The following is a 16,317-nucleotide window of genomic DNA, read 5'->3' as shown; positions in this document are numbered from 1 at the left end:
AAGCACTCCTAGATGTTTTAATCTAGAAGTGCTTTTTACAATACTGCATATTATTTAGTGAATTTTGCTAAATCTGCAGTTGTTGGGTTCGCTTGGTAGTGTCCACCCTCGATTTCTAATGTTTGACCTGTCATGAATTTAGATTCATCTGACGCCAGGTACACAACACCATAACCGATATCATTTGCTTCACCATTGTAAGGTAATGCATTGTATTTTGTGAAAATATCAAGCATTTCTTGTGGTAAGCTATTTTTCGCTGCTGGAGTTAAAATTAGTCCTGGAGCGATTGCGTTACAACGGATATTATCTTTACCGTATTGTTTTGCAATATATTTTGTTAAGTGAACAACTCCAGCTTTTGAAGTTCCGTATGCTGAACGGATTGCATCTGAAGCGAACGCAGCCATTGAAGCTGTGTTAATAATTGAGCCGCCGCCAACTTTTTGCATGTGTGGAATAGCGAAACGAGAACCTAAAAGCACTGATTTTAAGTTTAAGTCCATTAAACGATCCCACTCAGCAAGATCTAAGTTTACAACATCTAAGTCTTTGTGTAAGTTTGTGCCACCTACGTTATTGTAAAGAATATCTAATTTACCGTAAGTGTCTACTGTATATTCAACAGCATCTTTAATTGATTGTTCTTCAAGTGCATTTAAAAATACACCTTCTGCTTCAAAACCTTGTGCTTTTAATTCTGCTGCTGCTTCTTTTGCACCTTCAACGTTGAAGTCTGCTAAAACTACTTTAGCGCCTTCTTTTGCTAATAATTGAGCAGAAGCTAGACCAATACCTGATGCTGCTCCTGTTACTAATGCTACTTTATTTTCTACGCGACCCATAATTAATTCCTCCTAATATTACAATCATCGAATATTTTAACACTATAAGATTAAGAGGTAAAGTAAAAAAACTATTCTTTTTCTTTCGTCTTTTCCCAACATTCAATTTCATCTAAGTCAGGCATATCTGATGCATAAAATACAGGATCTTTGCCTTTTTTTCGTTGAGCAGTATAGTGACTTAATAGTCGGAAAGCTACTTTATAAAGTAATAAAATCGCAGTCAAGTTAATAAGTGCCATAATCGCCATGAATAGGTCTGCTAAATTCCAAACAAGCGCAACTTTTGCATATGCTCCGAAAATTAAGAAACCAATTACTGCAATTCGGTAAATGAAAATCATTTTTTTAGAGTTTTTAATAAATTCTAAATTCGTTTCACCGTAATAGTAATTTCCAATTACAGAACTAAATGCAAAGAAGAAGATTGCAATCGTTAAGAAAATACCTACCCAATCACCAAGCTGATTTACAAGAGATTGTTGTGTAATATCAATTCGAGAATCTTCACCAGCTGTTTTGTAAACATCGCTTAATAGTACGATAACCGCTGTTGCTGTACATACTAAAATCGTATCAACAAATACACCTAATGTTTGAATTAAACCTTGTTTAACTGGATGCGATACACTCGCTGTTGCAGCTGCGTTCGGTGCAGAACCAAGACCTGCTTCATTCGAGAATAAACCACGCTTGAATCCTTGCATGATTGCTCCACCAATTAAACCACCAATACCTGATTGTAATGAGAATGCATCACTTACAATTAACGTAATTAAACTCGGAATTTCTGTAATATTTAACACGACAACCACAAGTGCAACTAAAATATAAGCAATGGCCATAATTGGCACAATCACTTGTGTTACATTCGCAATACGTTGTACGCCACCAAAAATGATGATTGCTGTTAGAACGGCTACGAATACACCCACCCATACTTTATCAATTCCAAAACTTGTTGAGAAAGAAGCAGCAATTGTATTCGTTTGCACTGCATTAAATACAAAGCCATAACAAAACGTAATCGCAATCGCAAACATAATTCCTAACCAACGTTTCTTTAGACCTTTTTCAATGTAATAGGCTGGACCACCACGAAACGTATGACCATCTTTTACTTTGTATAATTGCGCAAGTGTACTTTCTACGAATGATGAGCCGGCACCGATTAATGCCATTACCCACATCCAAAATACTGCACCAGGACCACCGATTGCAATCGCTGTCGCAACACCCGCAATATTCCCCGTACCAATACGAGATGCAGCTGAAATCGTGAATGCTTGGAATGAAGAAATACCTTTTTTACCACCACTGATTGTCGCTTTATCTGTTAATACTCGAAACATTTCAGGGAATAATCTAAATTGAACCCCTTTTGACTTAACTGTGAAGAAAATTCCTGTAAATAATAGTAGAACGATGAGTATATATGAATACAAATATCCATTTAACTGATCAATCCAATTGCTCAAAATATCCAACTGTAAACTCCTCCTTTTAAAAGTACATCTTCTATTTTATACCTCAATTACGTAAAAAAAACCATCTCTTTTAAAAGAGACAGTTTTTTCGTTAAATTTCGACTTCTTCTAAAATGCGCACAAATTGTGCTTCTGTCTTTGGATATCCTGGTTTTGTAACTTTTACACGAACCATTTTACCAATCATATCTGGCGTACCTTCAAATACAACTTTTAAATAGTTCGCTGTATGCCCAACAAGCATCCCTGCATGCTCACCTTCTGATGTGATATCTTCTGGAATCACTTCTAGTAACTCTCCATCAAAACGAGAAGCATATTCTTTTGCTAGTTGATCATTTAATGTTAATAAGCGATGAACGCGTTCATTTTTCACTTCTTCATCCACTTGGTCTTCCATACGTGCTGCAGGTGTTCCTGTACGTTTTGAGAACGGGAATACGTGTAACTCCGCAAATTGATGTTTAGCGATAAAATTATATGTTTCCATAAATTCTTCTTCTGTTTCACCTGGGAAACCTACGATTACATCTGAAGTAATTGCTAAATCAGGTAATACCTCTTTCAAACGATCTAAGCGTTCACCGAAAAATTCCATCGTATATTTACGACGCATTCTTTTTAGAACCGTATCTGAACCAGATTGAATTGGAATGTGTAAGTGATTCACAATGACTTTTGATTCTTTTAATACTTGTAATACTTCATCTGTTAATTGAGACGCTTCAATTGATGAAATACGCAAGCGACGTAAGCCTTTTACCTGTGCTTCTAAATCACGTAATAACTGCGCTAAGTTATAATCTTTTAAATCTTGACCATAACCCCCTGTATGAATACCTGTTAACACAATCTCTAAATACCCTGCATCGACTAATTGTTGCGCTTGATTGATGACTTCTTTCGGATCACGTGAACGCATCAACCCACGCGCCCATGGAATAATACAAAACGTACAGAAGTTATTACAACCCTCTTGAATTTTTAAAGAAGCACGTGTACGGTCTGTAAAATAAGGCACATCTAATTCCTCATATACACGATTTTTCATAATATTACGTACTGCATTAATTGGTTTACGCTCTGCACGATATTGCTCAATATAACCAAGCATTTTCGAACGATCCTGTGTACCTACGACAATATCAACACCTGGAATTGCCATAATTTCTGCTGGTGATGTTTGTGCATAACAACCTGTTACACAAATCACTGCATCTGGATTTTGACGTACCGCACGACGAATTACTTGACGTGACTTTTTATCGCCTGTATTCGTTACGGTACATGTATTAATAACATATACATCTGCTTGATGGTCGAAATCTTTTCTTTCATAACCTTCGTCTTTAAATAATTGCCAAATAGCTTCTGTTTCATAGTGATTGACTTTGCATCCTAATGTATGGAAAGCTACGGATTTTGAAAGACTATTGCTCATTTTATTTCATCCTTTCATTACATCCACTAAAAAATACCGATAGGCATTATGATACCATACTCTCGCTATTCAATCTACTAACGTGACTGATTCACGTCACTCATTCTTTGTTCAATTATTTCTTGTAATTGTCTTGCATCATCAGAACGAATCGCTATTTTTGTATATTGTTTTTTCTTCCCTAAAAATAAAGTAGCTATAACAGGCTCTTTCAAAATTAGATAAAAATCAGGCTCTGGTTGAATGAAGTCATTCGCAACCAAATAAAAAATTTCCTTCTTTTGTTTTTTAGACACTTCACCGATTGACATATTGATTTGATCAATCTGATGAAATGGCACTTCTACCTTCTTCATTAATCCTAAAGAAAGATAAAGCATGTCTTTTGTATGATAAATTGGATTCAGGCGTGTCGCTTGTAAATCAGCTAAAAGAAATAAAACAGAATATATGTTGAATGCCAATAAAATGAGTGATAGCCACATCGACTGACCATGCAACCACCAATGAATCCCAATCGTTTCAATTACAATACCATGAATCATCATTAATTGAATGGCGATATAACCCGATTTTTTATGAAGTGTGATGCCCTCTTGTGCCTGTTGTCTCCATGAAAAAGTAGCGTAGTAACCGACAAGCATTTCCGTTAAAAATACTTGCACAATGGTATATTTCTGAACGATTGGTGGCGCGGATTTTTGGATTAAAAAAGGAAGAGGTAACTTTTGTTGCTTGATATCACGTAACATGTTCGGCAGATACTTTATACAAATTAACACTAAACTAAGTTCGAATAACAATAGGAATACTTCAGCACTAAGACCAACAATTGTAAACCATTCAAATGGTGCTAAATAAGTATTTGGTATTAAGAAGCGAGCTAATAAACAGCCAAATGCTCCTAAAAAGATTGCCGTTTTAATGGCTAATTTCCGTTGATACAACATCCAACAAGCAGGTAATACAATGACTAAGTCAATTAACGAACCTACTACAACTTGTTTCGTTTCTTCTGTTAGTACTATATTTCTTAATTGCGTTTGATATAATACAGCATTACTACTTAAAACAATCAAGAAAAAAAGAAGCCAAATCGGTCTTTTTTGAACTTGTTCCATCTCTCCACACCCTTCCTTTCTTTTATTTTAAATGAAAGAAAAACACATAATCATTATATATATGTCAATTTTTTGTATTTTTGCACAAAAAAAGAGTCACACTTCATTGTGCGACCCTTTCGTCATTATTCAAATTCATATGAAATAGCAGATAAAATATAAAAAGGTGCTGTCTCTGCTCGTAAAATACGTGGACCTAGCGCAATGGTATGAGCACCTGCTTCTAGAAGCGCTGCTGCTTCTTCACGCGCAATACCACCTTCTGGACCAAATACTACACAAACATTTTGAAGCCCCTGTAAACCCTTTAAACGCTCTTTTAAAGAAGTTCTTTGTTCACTCTTTGCATGTTCTTCATCTGCTAAAAGAACTGCATCATACGTAGATGCAAGTCCAAGTAACTGTTTAAAAGAAAGAGGTGCTTCAATTGTCGGTACAACAGAGCGATGCGATTGTTCTGCTGCTTCTTTGGCAATTTTTTGTAAGCGTTGTTGCTTTTTCTCGCCTTTTTTATGATCCCACTTCACAATCGAACGTGCAGCTTCAAAGGGAATAAGCTTTGTCATGCCTAGTTCCGTTGCTTTTTGAACGATTAAATCAAGTTTGTCTCCTTTAGGTAGACCACAAGCGATTGTCACGTGAATCGGTAATTCTTTTGATGGAATTTGATGTCCGATTTTTTCAACAGTTACGGTTTGATCGCCAAGTTCTACAATTTTACATTGGTCGGCTACACGCGAATGGACGACGATAATCTCGTCGCCCACCTGCATACGCATGACCTTTGCGATATGTTTCGCATCCTCACCTGATAACGTGATTTGATTTTCTTCGAATACATCTTCTACAAAGTACCTTTGCATATTTACACCTCTTAGACTGGCTTTCTTGAAACGATGGTTACCCAATCTTCCATCATCATTACTTCATCAATTTCAAATCCGGCTTCAATTAGAGCTTGCTTCACATCTTCTTTACGTCCTTCAATAATACCCGATGTAATGTAAATTCCACCTGGTTTTACAATTGTGTAGGCATCTTCTACGAACGTTAAGATGATTTCAGCTAAAATATTCGCTACAACGACTTCAGCTGGTTCTTTCACTGTATCAAGTAAATCACCTTGCACAACATCAATTTGACTTGATACATGGTTTAGTTCTACATTTTCAATTGCAGAACGTACAGCTACTTCATCTAAATCTAGTGCATGTACATGTTTTGCGCCTAATAAAGCTGCACCAATCGCTAAAACACCTGAGCCTGTACCAACATCAATAACATTCACCGTATCATTTACATGCTTCTCAAGCGCTTGTAAACTCATAACTGTCGTTGGATGTGTACCTGTTCCAAATGCCATACCTGGATCTAATTCAATAATTAATTCATCACTTTCAACAGGTTGATAATCTTCCCATGTTGGAACAATCGTAAAGCGATTTGAAATTTTGACAGGATGATAATATTCTTTCCAAGAAGTAGACCAGTCTTGTTCATCTACTTCACATGTTGAGACTTTATTTTCACCTAAATCAATATCAAACGAAGCGAGGTTGTTGATTGCAAGTTTAATTTCTTCAACAGTTTCTCCTAAGAAACTGTTAAGTGGTAAATACGCTTTAATAATAACCCCTTTTGTTGGAAAATCTACAGGATCTAGCGCATAAATTTCGCCAAATTCTTGTTCTCTTACTTTTTCTAATTCTAATGAATCTTCAATTACTACACCACTTGCACCTGCTTCATGCAAGATGTTTGAAATTGCATCCACCGCTTCGTTTGATGTATGAATCGAGAATTCTGACCATTTCACTTACAATCAACTCCAATATTAGTCTCTAAATTTTTTCTTAATTTTATCAAATAATGAACTGCCTTGTTCCTCTGGAATATCGCCTGAGATACTTGCAAATTCACGTAGTAATTCTTTTTGTTTTTCGGTCATTTTTGATGGTGTTACAACTTTAACAATGACATGTTGGTCCCCTGTACCATAACCTTGAACATTTTTAATCCCTTTACCTTTCAGACGGAAACGCTCACCTGATTGTGTACCTGCTGGGATTTTCATTTTTACTTTACCTTGTACAGTTGGTACTTCGATTTCGTCACCTAATGCAGCTTGTGCAAATGTGATTTTAAGTTCGTAGTAAATATCATCGCCATCACGTTCGAACTTGTCTGATTGGCGCACGCTAAATACGATGTAAAGATCGCCTGCTGGGCCACCGTTCACACCCGCTTCACCTTGTCCACTTACGCGAATTTGTTGACCGTGATCGATACCTGCTGGGATTGTTACTTTAATTTTTTTACGACGTTTTACTGTACCTTTACCATGACATGTTGAACATTTTTCTTTAATGATTGAACCTTCACCATGACATACATTACATGTACGACGATTTACCATTTGACCAAATGGTGTATTCACTACTTCTTCAATCTGTCCTGAACCATGACAGTTTGTACATGTTTCTTTTGAAGAACCTGGTTTCGCACCTGAACCTGAACATGTTTCACATGTTTCGTCATGTGTAATTTCAACTTCTTTTTCCGCACCAAACACAGCTTCTTCAAAGCTGATTGTCATACGATATTGTAAATCATCGCCCTTACGTGGTGCATTTGGATCGCGTCTACGACCGCCTCCGCCACCACCAAAGAATGAACTAAAGATATCTTCGAAACCACCGAAACCGCCGCCTCCGAATCCACCGCCGCCAAAGCCTTGGTTTGGATCTTGATGTCCAAATTGATCATAGCGTGCTTTTGCTTGTGGATCGCTTAGCACTTCATAAGCTTCTGAGATCTCTTTAAATTTTTGATCTGCATCTGCCTCTTTATTAATATCTGGATGGTACTTCTTTGATAATTTACGGTACGCTTTTTTTATTTCATCTGCTGTTGCAGATTTTTCAATTCCTAAAACTTCATAATAGTCGCGTTTTTCCACTTTTTTTCAACTCCGCTCTTTTCACATAAATACAATTGTATCATCTTATTTCCTAGAATGTAACTGAAATTCTCTTTTGAAAAAGAAAAGCCAAAGCCCTATAACGGTCTTTAGCTACCACTGTGAACGGACGTAATGTACATGTTATGTTCACGTTACTAAGGAACGATTGGTCTTTGACTTTTCATCATTCATAAAAACGATTATTTTTTATCGTCGTCTACTTCAGTGAAATCAGCATCTACAACACCATCATCTTTAGCGCCGCCAGCTTCTCCACCTTGTGCAGCTTGTTGAGCCGCTGCTGCTTGTTCGTAAACTTTCATTACAAGTGGTTGTAATAAACCTTCTAGTTTTTCTTTTGCAGCTTTAATGCCTTCAATTTCGCCAGCTTCGATAGCTTTTGCTAATTCTTCTTTTGCTTCTTCTACTGGTTTTTTCTCGTCTTCTGTTACTTGTTCGCCAAGGTCTGCTAATGTTTTATCAGTTTGGAATACAAGTTGATCTGCTTCGTTACGTAAATCAGCTTCTTCTTTGCGTGCTTTATCCGCTTCTGCATTTTCTTCAGCTTCTTTTACCATACGCTCGATATCTGCTTCAGATAGACCAGAATCTGATTGAATCACAATATTTTGTTCTTTATTTGTACCTAAGTCTTTCGCTTTAACAGTTACAATACCATTTTTATCGATATCGAATGTTACTTCGATTTGTGGAATACCACGTGGTGCTGCTGGAATATCTGTTAATTGGAAGCGACCTAATGTTTTGTTATCAGCAGCCATTGGACGCTCACCTTGTAATACGTGAATGTCTACAGCAGGTTGGTTATCTGCAGCTGTTGAGAATGTTTGTGATTTAGATGTTGGAATTGTTGTGTTGCGCTCGATTAATTTCGTGAATACGCCACCCATTGTTTCAATACCTAATGATAATGGTGTTACGTCTAGTAATACAACGTCTTCTACATCACCTGTTAATACGCCACCTTGTACAGCTGCACCCATTGCTACTACTTCATCTGGGTTTACGCCTTTGTGTGGCTCTTTGCCTGTTGCTTTTTGTACTGCTTCTTGTACTGCTGGAATACGAGTTGAACCACCAACTAAGATTACTTGATCAATTTCAGAAGCTGAAAGGCCTGCATCTTTTAATGCTTGGCGAGTTGGAATCATTGTGCGTTCTACTAAATCAGCAGTGATTTCGTTGAATTTTGCACGTGAGATTGACATTTCTAAGTGTAATGGACCTGCTTCACCTGCAGTGATGAATGGCAGTGAAACTTGTGCTGTTGTTACACCTGAAAGTTCTTTTTTCGCTTTTTCAGCAGCATCTTTTAAACGTTGCATTGCCATTTTATCTTTTGATAAGTCAATGCCGTTTTCTTTTTTGAATTCTGCTACTAAGTAGTCGATGATTGCTTCGTCGAAGTCATCTCCACCTAGTTTGTTATCACCAGCTGTTGCTAGTACTTCAAATACGCCATCACCTAATTCAAGGATTGATACGTCGAATGTACCACCACCAAGGTCAAATACTAATACTTTTTGGTCTACATCCATTTTCTCTAAACCGTAAGCTAATGCTGCAGCTGTTGGTTCGTTAATGATACGTTCTACTTCTAAACCAGCGATTTTACCAGCGTCTTTTGTTGCTTGACGTTGTGCATCATTGAAGTAAGCAGGAACTGTAATAACAGCTTTTGTTACTTTTTCACCAAGATAGTCTTCAGCATACTCTTTTAAGTGTGTTAAAATCATTGCTGAAATTTCTTGTGGTGTATATGTTTTATCTTCTACAGTCACTTTGTAATCTTCACCCATGTGACGTTTGATTGAGATAATTGTATTTGGATTTGTAATTGATTGACGTTTTGCTACTTCCCCAACTTGACGTTCGCCGTTTTTAAATGCGACTACTGAAGGAGTTGTACGCGCGCCTTCTTTGTTTGCGATTACTACTGGTTCTCCACCTTCAAGAACCGATACGCAAGAGTTTGTTGTACCTAAGTCAATACCAATAATTTTACTCATAATAAAATTCCTCCTAAGATATATAAACGCTAAATGCGCTTAATACGATTTGTAATAAAATGAATTACTCGTTCACTTTTACCATGGCTGGACGTAATACGCGATCTTTCAACTTATACCCGCGTTGTAGTTCTTGTAATACAACACCAGCTTCTTTTGAATCGTCTTGTTCTTGCATCACAGCTTGATGGACGTTTGGATCAAATGGATGATCTACTGTTTCAATAACTTCTAACCCCTCTTTTGCAGTCGCTTCTACTAAAGAGCGATAAACCATCTCGATTCCTTTTTTAATCGATTGACCATCTTCTGTTGTCGCTTCTACTTGTAGCGCACGTTCAAAGTTATCTAACACAGGTAGTAAATCAGTTAGTAGACTTTGTGAACGATACTTCGCTGCAGACTCACGCTCTGTTTGCGTACGACGTTTGAAATTATCAAAATCAGCACGCAATCGTAAATAGCGATTTTCTTCATCTTGCAACTTCTTCTCTAATTCTTCTACTTCATTTACTTCTGCAATTTCTGTTGCTTCCGCTTCAGCTTCAACTGTTTCTACTTCTTCAGTTGTTTGCTCAGCTGTTTCTTCCACAACTTCTTCTGTCACTTGTTCTTTTTGTTCTTTTTCTTGTGACACAGTAAATCCTCCTTTATACACATCACATTACCATTCTCTACGCATGAGTTTTGATAAGTCTCCGCTCATATGATCTAATAACGTAATGACACGTTGGTAATCCATTCTTTTCGGACCGATAATAGCAATCGATCCAACTTGTTCTTCGTTTGTCGAGTAGGTCGCTGTAATAATACTACAATCTTCTACTGCATTCAGTTCATTTTCTGAACCAATTCGAATTTGAATTCCTGGTGAATCACGATGTAACAATGCTTGAATCTGACTTTGGGTTTCCATCATTTCCATAAGCATACGAATCTTATCTAAATCATGAAACTCAGGTTGATTTAGCATATTCGTCTTACCACCGTAATAGATTTTGCTATCACTCTGTTGTTCTATTCCCGTAAAAATCGACTTTAAAAGCCCATTATATGCCCCAACGTGTTGTCGAATAATGTTTGACACTTCACGTTCTAGGTAATATGGAATTTGAACAATTGGAATACCGACTAAACGTTCATTCAAAATATTAACCATTTTTTCAAAATCACTTGGATGTAGGCCCTCAGGTAAATCGACAACTCGATTTTCCACATGACCGTTATCCGTCACAATAATCGCTACTGCATTTTTTGCACTAAGCGGAACAATTGAGAATCGCTTCACTTTGTGCAACTGTACATCTGGTCCTAAAATAATCGAAGTATAATTTGTTAGGTCAGATAGAATAGTGGCTGATTTACGAATCACTTGTTCCGTTTCATAGGCATTCTCTGAAAAAACAGAGCGCAACACCTTCATATCATGGTTCGTAATAACCTGAGGTTTTAACAAATGATCCACGTAGAATCTATAACCTTTTTCCGATGGAATACGACCTGATGAAGTATGGGTCTTTTCTAAGTACCCTAACTCCTCCAAATCAGCCATCTCGTTTCGAATTGTAGAAGAACTAAATGATATTTCTTCACGTTTCGAAATTTGACGTGAACCAATCGGCTGACCAGACGAAATGAAATCATCGACGATTACTTTAAGAATTTGCAACTGTCGATCGGTTAGCATGATCATCACCTCATTTTTAGCACTCACTCATATCGAGTGCTAACACTATACTTAATTTATCAAAACTCTTTTTTTATGTCAACGGAAAAGCACTTAATCTATTAAAAATTCTTGAAACACTTCATTCCCTACGAATTTCCCTTGATGTGACAAGTAAATCGCTTGTTCATCTTCTATTAAAAGACCTGCTTCAGTTAAAGAATTGATTTGCTTTTCAAATACATCATGCACTTGTTTTCCGTATCGTTCATAAAAATGTTGTTTATTGATTCCTGCTGTTTTACGAAGACCTAAAAATAATTCTTCTTCTATTTTTTCTTTTTCAGTCACATCATGTTCATGGTGAATAGGTAATTCGCCCGCTTCGATACAGTCCATATATTTTTTTAAAGGACCATGATTCGTATAGCGCGTACTACTTACATAGCCACTTGCTCCTGCACCAAAACCTGCATACTCATCGTTATCCCAGTAAATCAAGTTATGTTTCGACTCAAAATCTGTACGTCCAAAGTTACTAATTTCATATTGATGAAGACCTCTCTTCTCCATTTCTTTCATTAATAAGGCATACATTGCTGCTTCAGAATCTTCTCCCGGTAACGGTAATTTACCTTTGTTCATTAAATTGAAGAAAATCGTTTTTGGCTCCACAATTAATGAATAGGCTGAATAATGTGGTAAGTCGAGCGCAAAAGCTTGATTCAATGTATTTTGCCATTGTTCCATCGTTTGCCCCGGAAGACCATACATTAAATCAATACTAATATTCGTAAATCCAACTTCTTTTGCTTGTCGAATAGTTTCAATAACTTGCTCAGGTGCATGCGTACGACCCAATTTTTTCAGAAGTTCTGTATCAAATGACTGCACACCTAAACTTAAACGATTAATACCGAATGCTTTTAATACACGTAATTTTTCAATAGTTAACTCATCTGGATTTGCTTCTGTTGAAAACTCGATTACGTGTTTCATTGGAATATGCGTCTGAATTAAAGTTAATAAACGTTCTAGCTGCTCAGCGGATAACGCTGTCGGTGTGCCACCACCTAAAAAAATCGTTTGAATTTCTTTATAAGCAGCTGGATTTTTTGAAACAGCTAATGCCATCTCCTTTCCTAGACTTTCAATATATTCATCAACTGGCTGATTTTTAAAGAATACTTTATTAAAATCGCAATAATTACAAATTTGATGACAAAATGGAATGTGTATATATACACCTGTCGTCATAGTTCAACTTCCTCTCTACATGTAACACTTTTTTTAGTTTAGCTGATTTACACAAAAACATACAGTAAACACCTGCTTTTATATGAAGAACAAACAAAAAAAGAGAGATCATGTACTGACACGACCTCTCCTCTGTTTACAGGTAGTTCTTTATTTGAATTTTTCTACTTATCACCTGTAGCTCATTGACGAATCTGTTTAAAATGGAGCTAAACCGCTTGGTGATATCTTTCATATACCATTCCAGTTAAATCCTCTTGCATTTCACTTAATTCGGCAAGTTTACTTTTCATATGCGATACATTGGTTTCTAATGCAGACAGACGCTTTTCTACACGTGCAACTAACAATTCCAATTGATCTTCATGTGTTTTCATTGTAAACCACCTCTCTTTAATTACCTTTACATTATGTATATAGTGTAAATATATTTTAACAGATTTTATCTTATCTGTATATATGCCGAAGAATAATTCGACATTTTTTGTCGAATTTCGCGTATTTTTGTCGACATTTCGTTAAGAATATGCAAATTTTATATCATTAGTGTAAAGTACTTTAAATAAATAATAACATTTTATGTCTTAATTTGTAAAATTATTTTTACTATAAGCGTCGTCTTTTACCGCATAAAATATTTACCCTAGCTACATTTTTTCAAACCATTTTCTTCAAAAAAATGATTTTGTTTTTTTAGTTCTAGTACTATCTTATTTTCATACTATTTTTTATGCAACATCCATCTTTTTTTATTAAGATAATTGGTAAAAAAGATATTGCTTTATTTTTCCATCTAAAGACATCTTAACTAGCTCTATTTTCACTTTCTGTAAAAATACATTTTCATCTATATCTATAGTCTGATTTCCAATTCGACAATAATAGATGAATTCAATTATTATTTATTTGGAAATTCACCTGCTTACTAGACGAAATAGACAGTGAAAAAGTTTAAAAAAATCAAAAAATACACCTAACAATTAGTAGCTCTCTCTAATTATTAGATGCACATTCAATCTTTTAATGTATGATATGGTTTTTTAAAAACGGTATGCGCCTCTTTTTCATCATCTAAGCGTTCATAGAACTCTGAACTATAAGGTAATTCCAAATCATTCATTTCCGCGTCTTCCACACAAGCAATTAATACGTCATATCCTTCTAAATCTTTCGGCCAAAAATTATTTTTAGTATTTCCCTTCTCTAATGTTAGCGTAAGTGCATCTCTCAACTTTTCTAATCCTTGTCGGTTCCCTATAATATACGCTTCATCATGCCAACTATTTTGGGCATAAATATGGCATTTCGGATACTTATTTTTATTCATTAGCTCCTCACGTTTCTTCTTTTTTTAAAAAACAGCGAACACCATTTTATATGAAATGGTGTTCGCTGTTTTAGTTTATTTCTTCGGTTGGTCGTCGTCCATTTTCAATACAGCCATGAATGCTTCTTGTGGAACTTCTACCGATCCAACTTGTTTCATACGTTTTTTACCTTCTTTTTGTTTTTCAAGAAGTTTACGTTTACGTGAGATATCTCCACCGTAACATTTTGCTAATACGTTTTTACGCATTGCTTTGATTGTTGAACGTGCCACAATTTTTTGTCCTACTGCCGCTTGAACAGGTACTTCAAATTGTTGACGTGGAATTAATTCTTTTAATTTTTCTACGATGACTTTACCACGATCGTAAGCAAAGTCTTTATGCACGATGAAACTTAGTGCATCGACTTGTTCTGAATTTAGTAAGATATCCATCTTCACTAGTTTTGATGGGTTGTAACCAATCAATTCATAGTCGAATGACGCATAACCTTTTGTTGATGACTTCAATTGATCGAAGAAGTCATAAACAATTTCAGATAATGGTAGTTCATACAGAATATTTACACGTGTTGTATCAATATAATCCATTGTTAAGAAGTTACCACGTTTACGTTGGCAAATCTCCATTACTGCACCTACATAGTCATTCGGAACCATAATACTTGCTTTTACATACGGCTCTTCAATTGACATGATTTTTTGCGGATCTGGCATTTCAGATGGATTCGCTACTTGTACTTCTGTACCGTCTGTCATCTTTACATGATAAATTACAGATGGTGCTGTTGTAATTAAGTCGATATTGAATTCACGTTCAATACGTTCTTGGATAATCTCCATGTGTAGTAATCCTAAGAAACCACAACGGAAACCGAAACCAAGTGCTTGCGATGTTTCAGGCTCGTATTGTAGTGCTGAGTCATTTAGCTCTAATTTTTCAAGTGCTTCACGTAAATCAACATATTTCGCTGTATCAATTGGGTACAGACCACAATATACCATCGGGTTCAATTTACGATAACCTTCTAATGGTGCTGCTGCTGGGTTTTTAACGGATGTAACCGTATCACCGACACGTGTATCTCCTACATTTTTAATAGAAGCTGTTAAATAGCCTACATCACCAACTGTTAAGAAATCACGCGGCGTCATATGTGGTGTATGAACACCTACTTCGATTACTTCGAATTCAGCATTTGTTGCCATCATACGAATTTTATCACCAGGTTTTACAGTACCTTCTGAAATACGAATCGAGATAATAACACCACGATACGAATCATATACAGAGTCAAAAATTAGCGCTTGTAGCGGTGCTTCTGGATCACCTTGTGGCGCTGGTACTTTCTCAACGATTTGTTCTAAAATCTCTTCAATTCCGATACCTGCTTTTGCAGAAGCTAAAACAGCCTCTGAAGCATCTAAGCCGATTACATCTTCAATCTCACCACGTACACGTTCTGGATCGGCAGAAGGTAAATCAATCTTATTAATAACAGGTAAAATTTCTAAATCATTATCTAGCGCTAAATAAACATTAGCTAATGTTTGCGCTTCGATTCCCTGTGCTGCGTCCACGACTAAGATGGCGCCTTCACAAGCTGCTAGACTACGTGATACTTCATATGTGAAGTCGACGTGTCCAGGTGTATCAATTAGATGGAATGTGTACTGTTCGCCATCTTTTGCTACATAATTTAATTGTACTGCATTCAATTTAATCGTAATACCGCGCTCACGTTCTAAATCCATTGAGTCCAATAACTGATTTTTCATTTCACGCGCAGTTAATGCTTGCGTCTGTTCTAAAATTCGGTCAGCTAATGTAGATTTACCGTGGTCAATATGCGCAATAATAGAGAAATTTCGAATATGTTCTTGTCTTTTTAATAATTCTTCTCGATTCATGCATTCCACTCCTATTTAAACTATTTGAATTATATCAGTCAAAAGGCTATATTGGCAATGAAAGTTCGTGAACTACTGTGAAAATAAAGTTTTTTATTTATAAGTTATTTCAAAATAATAGTTAGTTCGGGTTCTTTTTCTAAATTTATGTAGAAAATTTGTAAAAAAAAGCTTGTCAAGTAAATATTCTTTCCATTTCTCTCTTGATTTCAGGAGTATTTGTTTGCTATAATGATGCTTGTTGTATTAGATACAGACACAGTTGAGAAT

At 36.1% G+C, this 16,317-nt stretch carries 14 protein-coding genes; all 14 read right to left on the bottom strand.

Features of this window, described 5'->3' with window-relative positions:
- Positions 1 to 50 precede the first annotated feature (50 nt).
- On the bottom strand, positions 51 to 845 hold the full coding sequence (locus tag ACKVQX_RS05375) for an SDR family NAD(P)-dependent oxidoreductase (protein WP_068452586.1): 795 nt from the start codon (positions 843 to 845) through the stop codon (positions 51 to 53).
- A 71-nt stretch (positions 846 to 916) separates the two neighbouring features.
- The gene (locus tag ACKVQX_RS05370; protein ID WP_068452580.1) at positions 917 to 2,332 is read right to left on the bottom strand and encodes a sodium:alanine symporter family protein; all 1,416 of its coding nucleotides are present in this window, start codon (positions 2,330 to 2,332) and stop codon (positions 917 to 919) included.
- A gap of 91 nt (positions 2,333 to 2,423) precedes the next feature.
- Positions 2,424 to 3,773 (bottom strand): tRNA (N(6)-L-threonylcarbamoyladenosine(37)-C(2))-methylthiotransferase MtaB, encoded by a 1,350-nt coding sequence (gene mtaB, locus ACKVQX_RS05365; RefSeq protein ID WP_068452578.1) that lies wholly within the window; start codon positions 3,771 to 3,773, stop codon positions 2,424 to 2,426.
- A 77-nt stretch (positions 3,774 to 3,850) separates the two neighbouring features.
- Entirely contained in the window at positions 3,851 to 4,894 is a 1,044-nt protein-coding gene (locus tag ACKVQX_RS05360) for a beta-carotene 15,15'-monooxygenase (protein WP_368633961.1), read from the bottom strand.
- Positions 4,895 to 5,019: 125 nt separating this feature from the next.
- A complete protein-coding gene (locus tag ACKVQX_RS05355; protein ID WP_068452572.1) occupies positions 5,020 to 5,757 on the bottom strand; it encodes a 16S rRNA (uracil(1498)-N(3))-methyltransferase in 738 nt (245 codons plus the stop codon).
- Positions 5,758 to 5,768: 11 nt separating this feature from the next.
- Complete coding sequence (prmA, locus tag ACKVQX_RS05350) at positions 5,769 to 6,710, bottom strand: 50S ribosomal protein L11 methyltransferase (RefSeq protein ID WP_068452569.1); 942 nt, start codon at positions 6,708 to 6,710, stop codon at positions 5,769 to 5,771.
- A gap of 18 nt (positions 6,711 to 6,728) precedes the next feature.
- Entirely contained in the window at positions 6,729 to 7,853 is a 1,125-nt protein-coding gene (dnaJ, locus tag ACKVQX_RS05345; RefSeq protein WP_068452566.1) for a molecular chaperone DnaJ, read from the bottom strand.
- A 203-nt stretch (positions 7,854 to 8,056) separates the two neighbouring features.
- Complete coding sequence (dnaK, locus tag ACKVQX_RS05340; protein ID WP_068452563.1) at positions 8,057 to 9,886, bottom strand: molecular chaperone DnaK; 1,830 nt, start codon at positions 9,884 to 9,886, stop codon at positions 8,057 to 8,059.
- Positions 9,887 to 9,950: 64 nt separating this feature from the next.
- A complete protein-coding gene (gene grpE, locus ACKVQX_RS05335; protein WP_068452561.1) occupies positions 9,951 to 10,523 on the bottom strand; it encodes a nucleotide exchange factor GrpE in 573 nt (190 codons plus the stop codon).
- Between the two features lie 27 nt (positions 10,524 to 10,550).
- Complete coding sequence (gene hrcA, locus ACKVQX_RS05330) at positions 10,551 to 11,573, bottom strand: heat-inducible transcriptional repressor HrcA (protein WP_068452559.1); 1,023 nt, start codon at positions 11,571 to 11,573, stop codon at positions 10,551 to 10,553.
- A gap of 93 nt (positions 11,574 to 11,666) precedes the next feature.
- On the bottom strand, positions 11,667 to 12,809 hold the full coding sequence (gene hemW / locus ACKVQX_RS05325) for a radical SAM family heme chaperone HemW (protein WP_068452556.1): 1,143 nt from the start codon (positions 12,807 to 12,809) through the stop codon (positions 11,667 to 11,669).
- 209 nt (positions 12,810 to 13,018) lie between these two features.
- Entirely contained in the window at positions 13,019 to 13,186 is a 168-nt protein-coding gene (locus ACKVQX_RS05320) for a hypothetical protein (RefSeq protein ID WP_156422335.1), read from the bottom strand.
- A gap of 635 nt (positions 13,187 to 13,821) precedes the next feature.
- Positions 13,822 to 14,136, bottom strand: coding sequence for a hypothetical protein (locus ACKVQX_RS05315; RefSeq protein WP_068452553.1), 315 nt, complete (start codon positions 14,134 to 14,136; stop codon positions 13,822 to 13,824).
- A gap of 75 nt (positions 14,137 to 14,211) precedes the next feature.
- Positions 14,212 to 16,047, bottom strand: a complete 1,836-nt coding sequence (gene lepA / locus ACKVQX_RS05310) for a translation elongation factor 4 (RefSeq protein ID WP_325943315.1) — start codon at positions 16,045 to 16,047, stop codon at positions 14,212 to 14,214.
- Positions 16,048 to 16,317: the final 270 nt, after the last annotated feature.

The organism is Kurthia sp. ISK08 (assembly GCF_046159805.1).
Classification (GTDB): Bacteria; Bacillota; Bacilli; order Bacillales_A; family Planococcaceae; genus Kurthia; species Kurthia gibsonii.
Note: the sequence above shows the minus strand (reverse complement) of the source record. Positions and strands in the feature narration are given on the sequence as shown.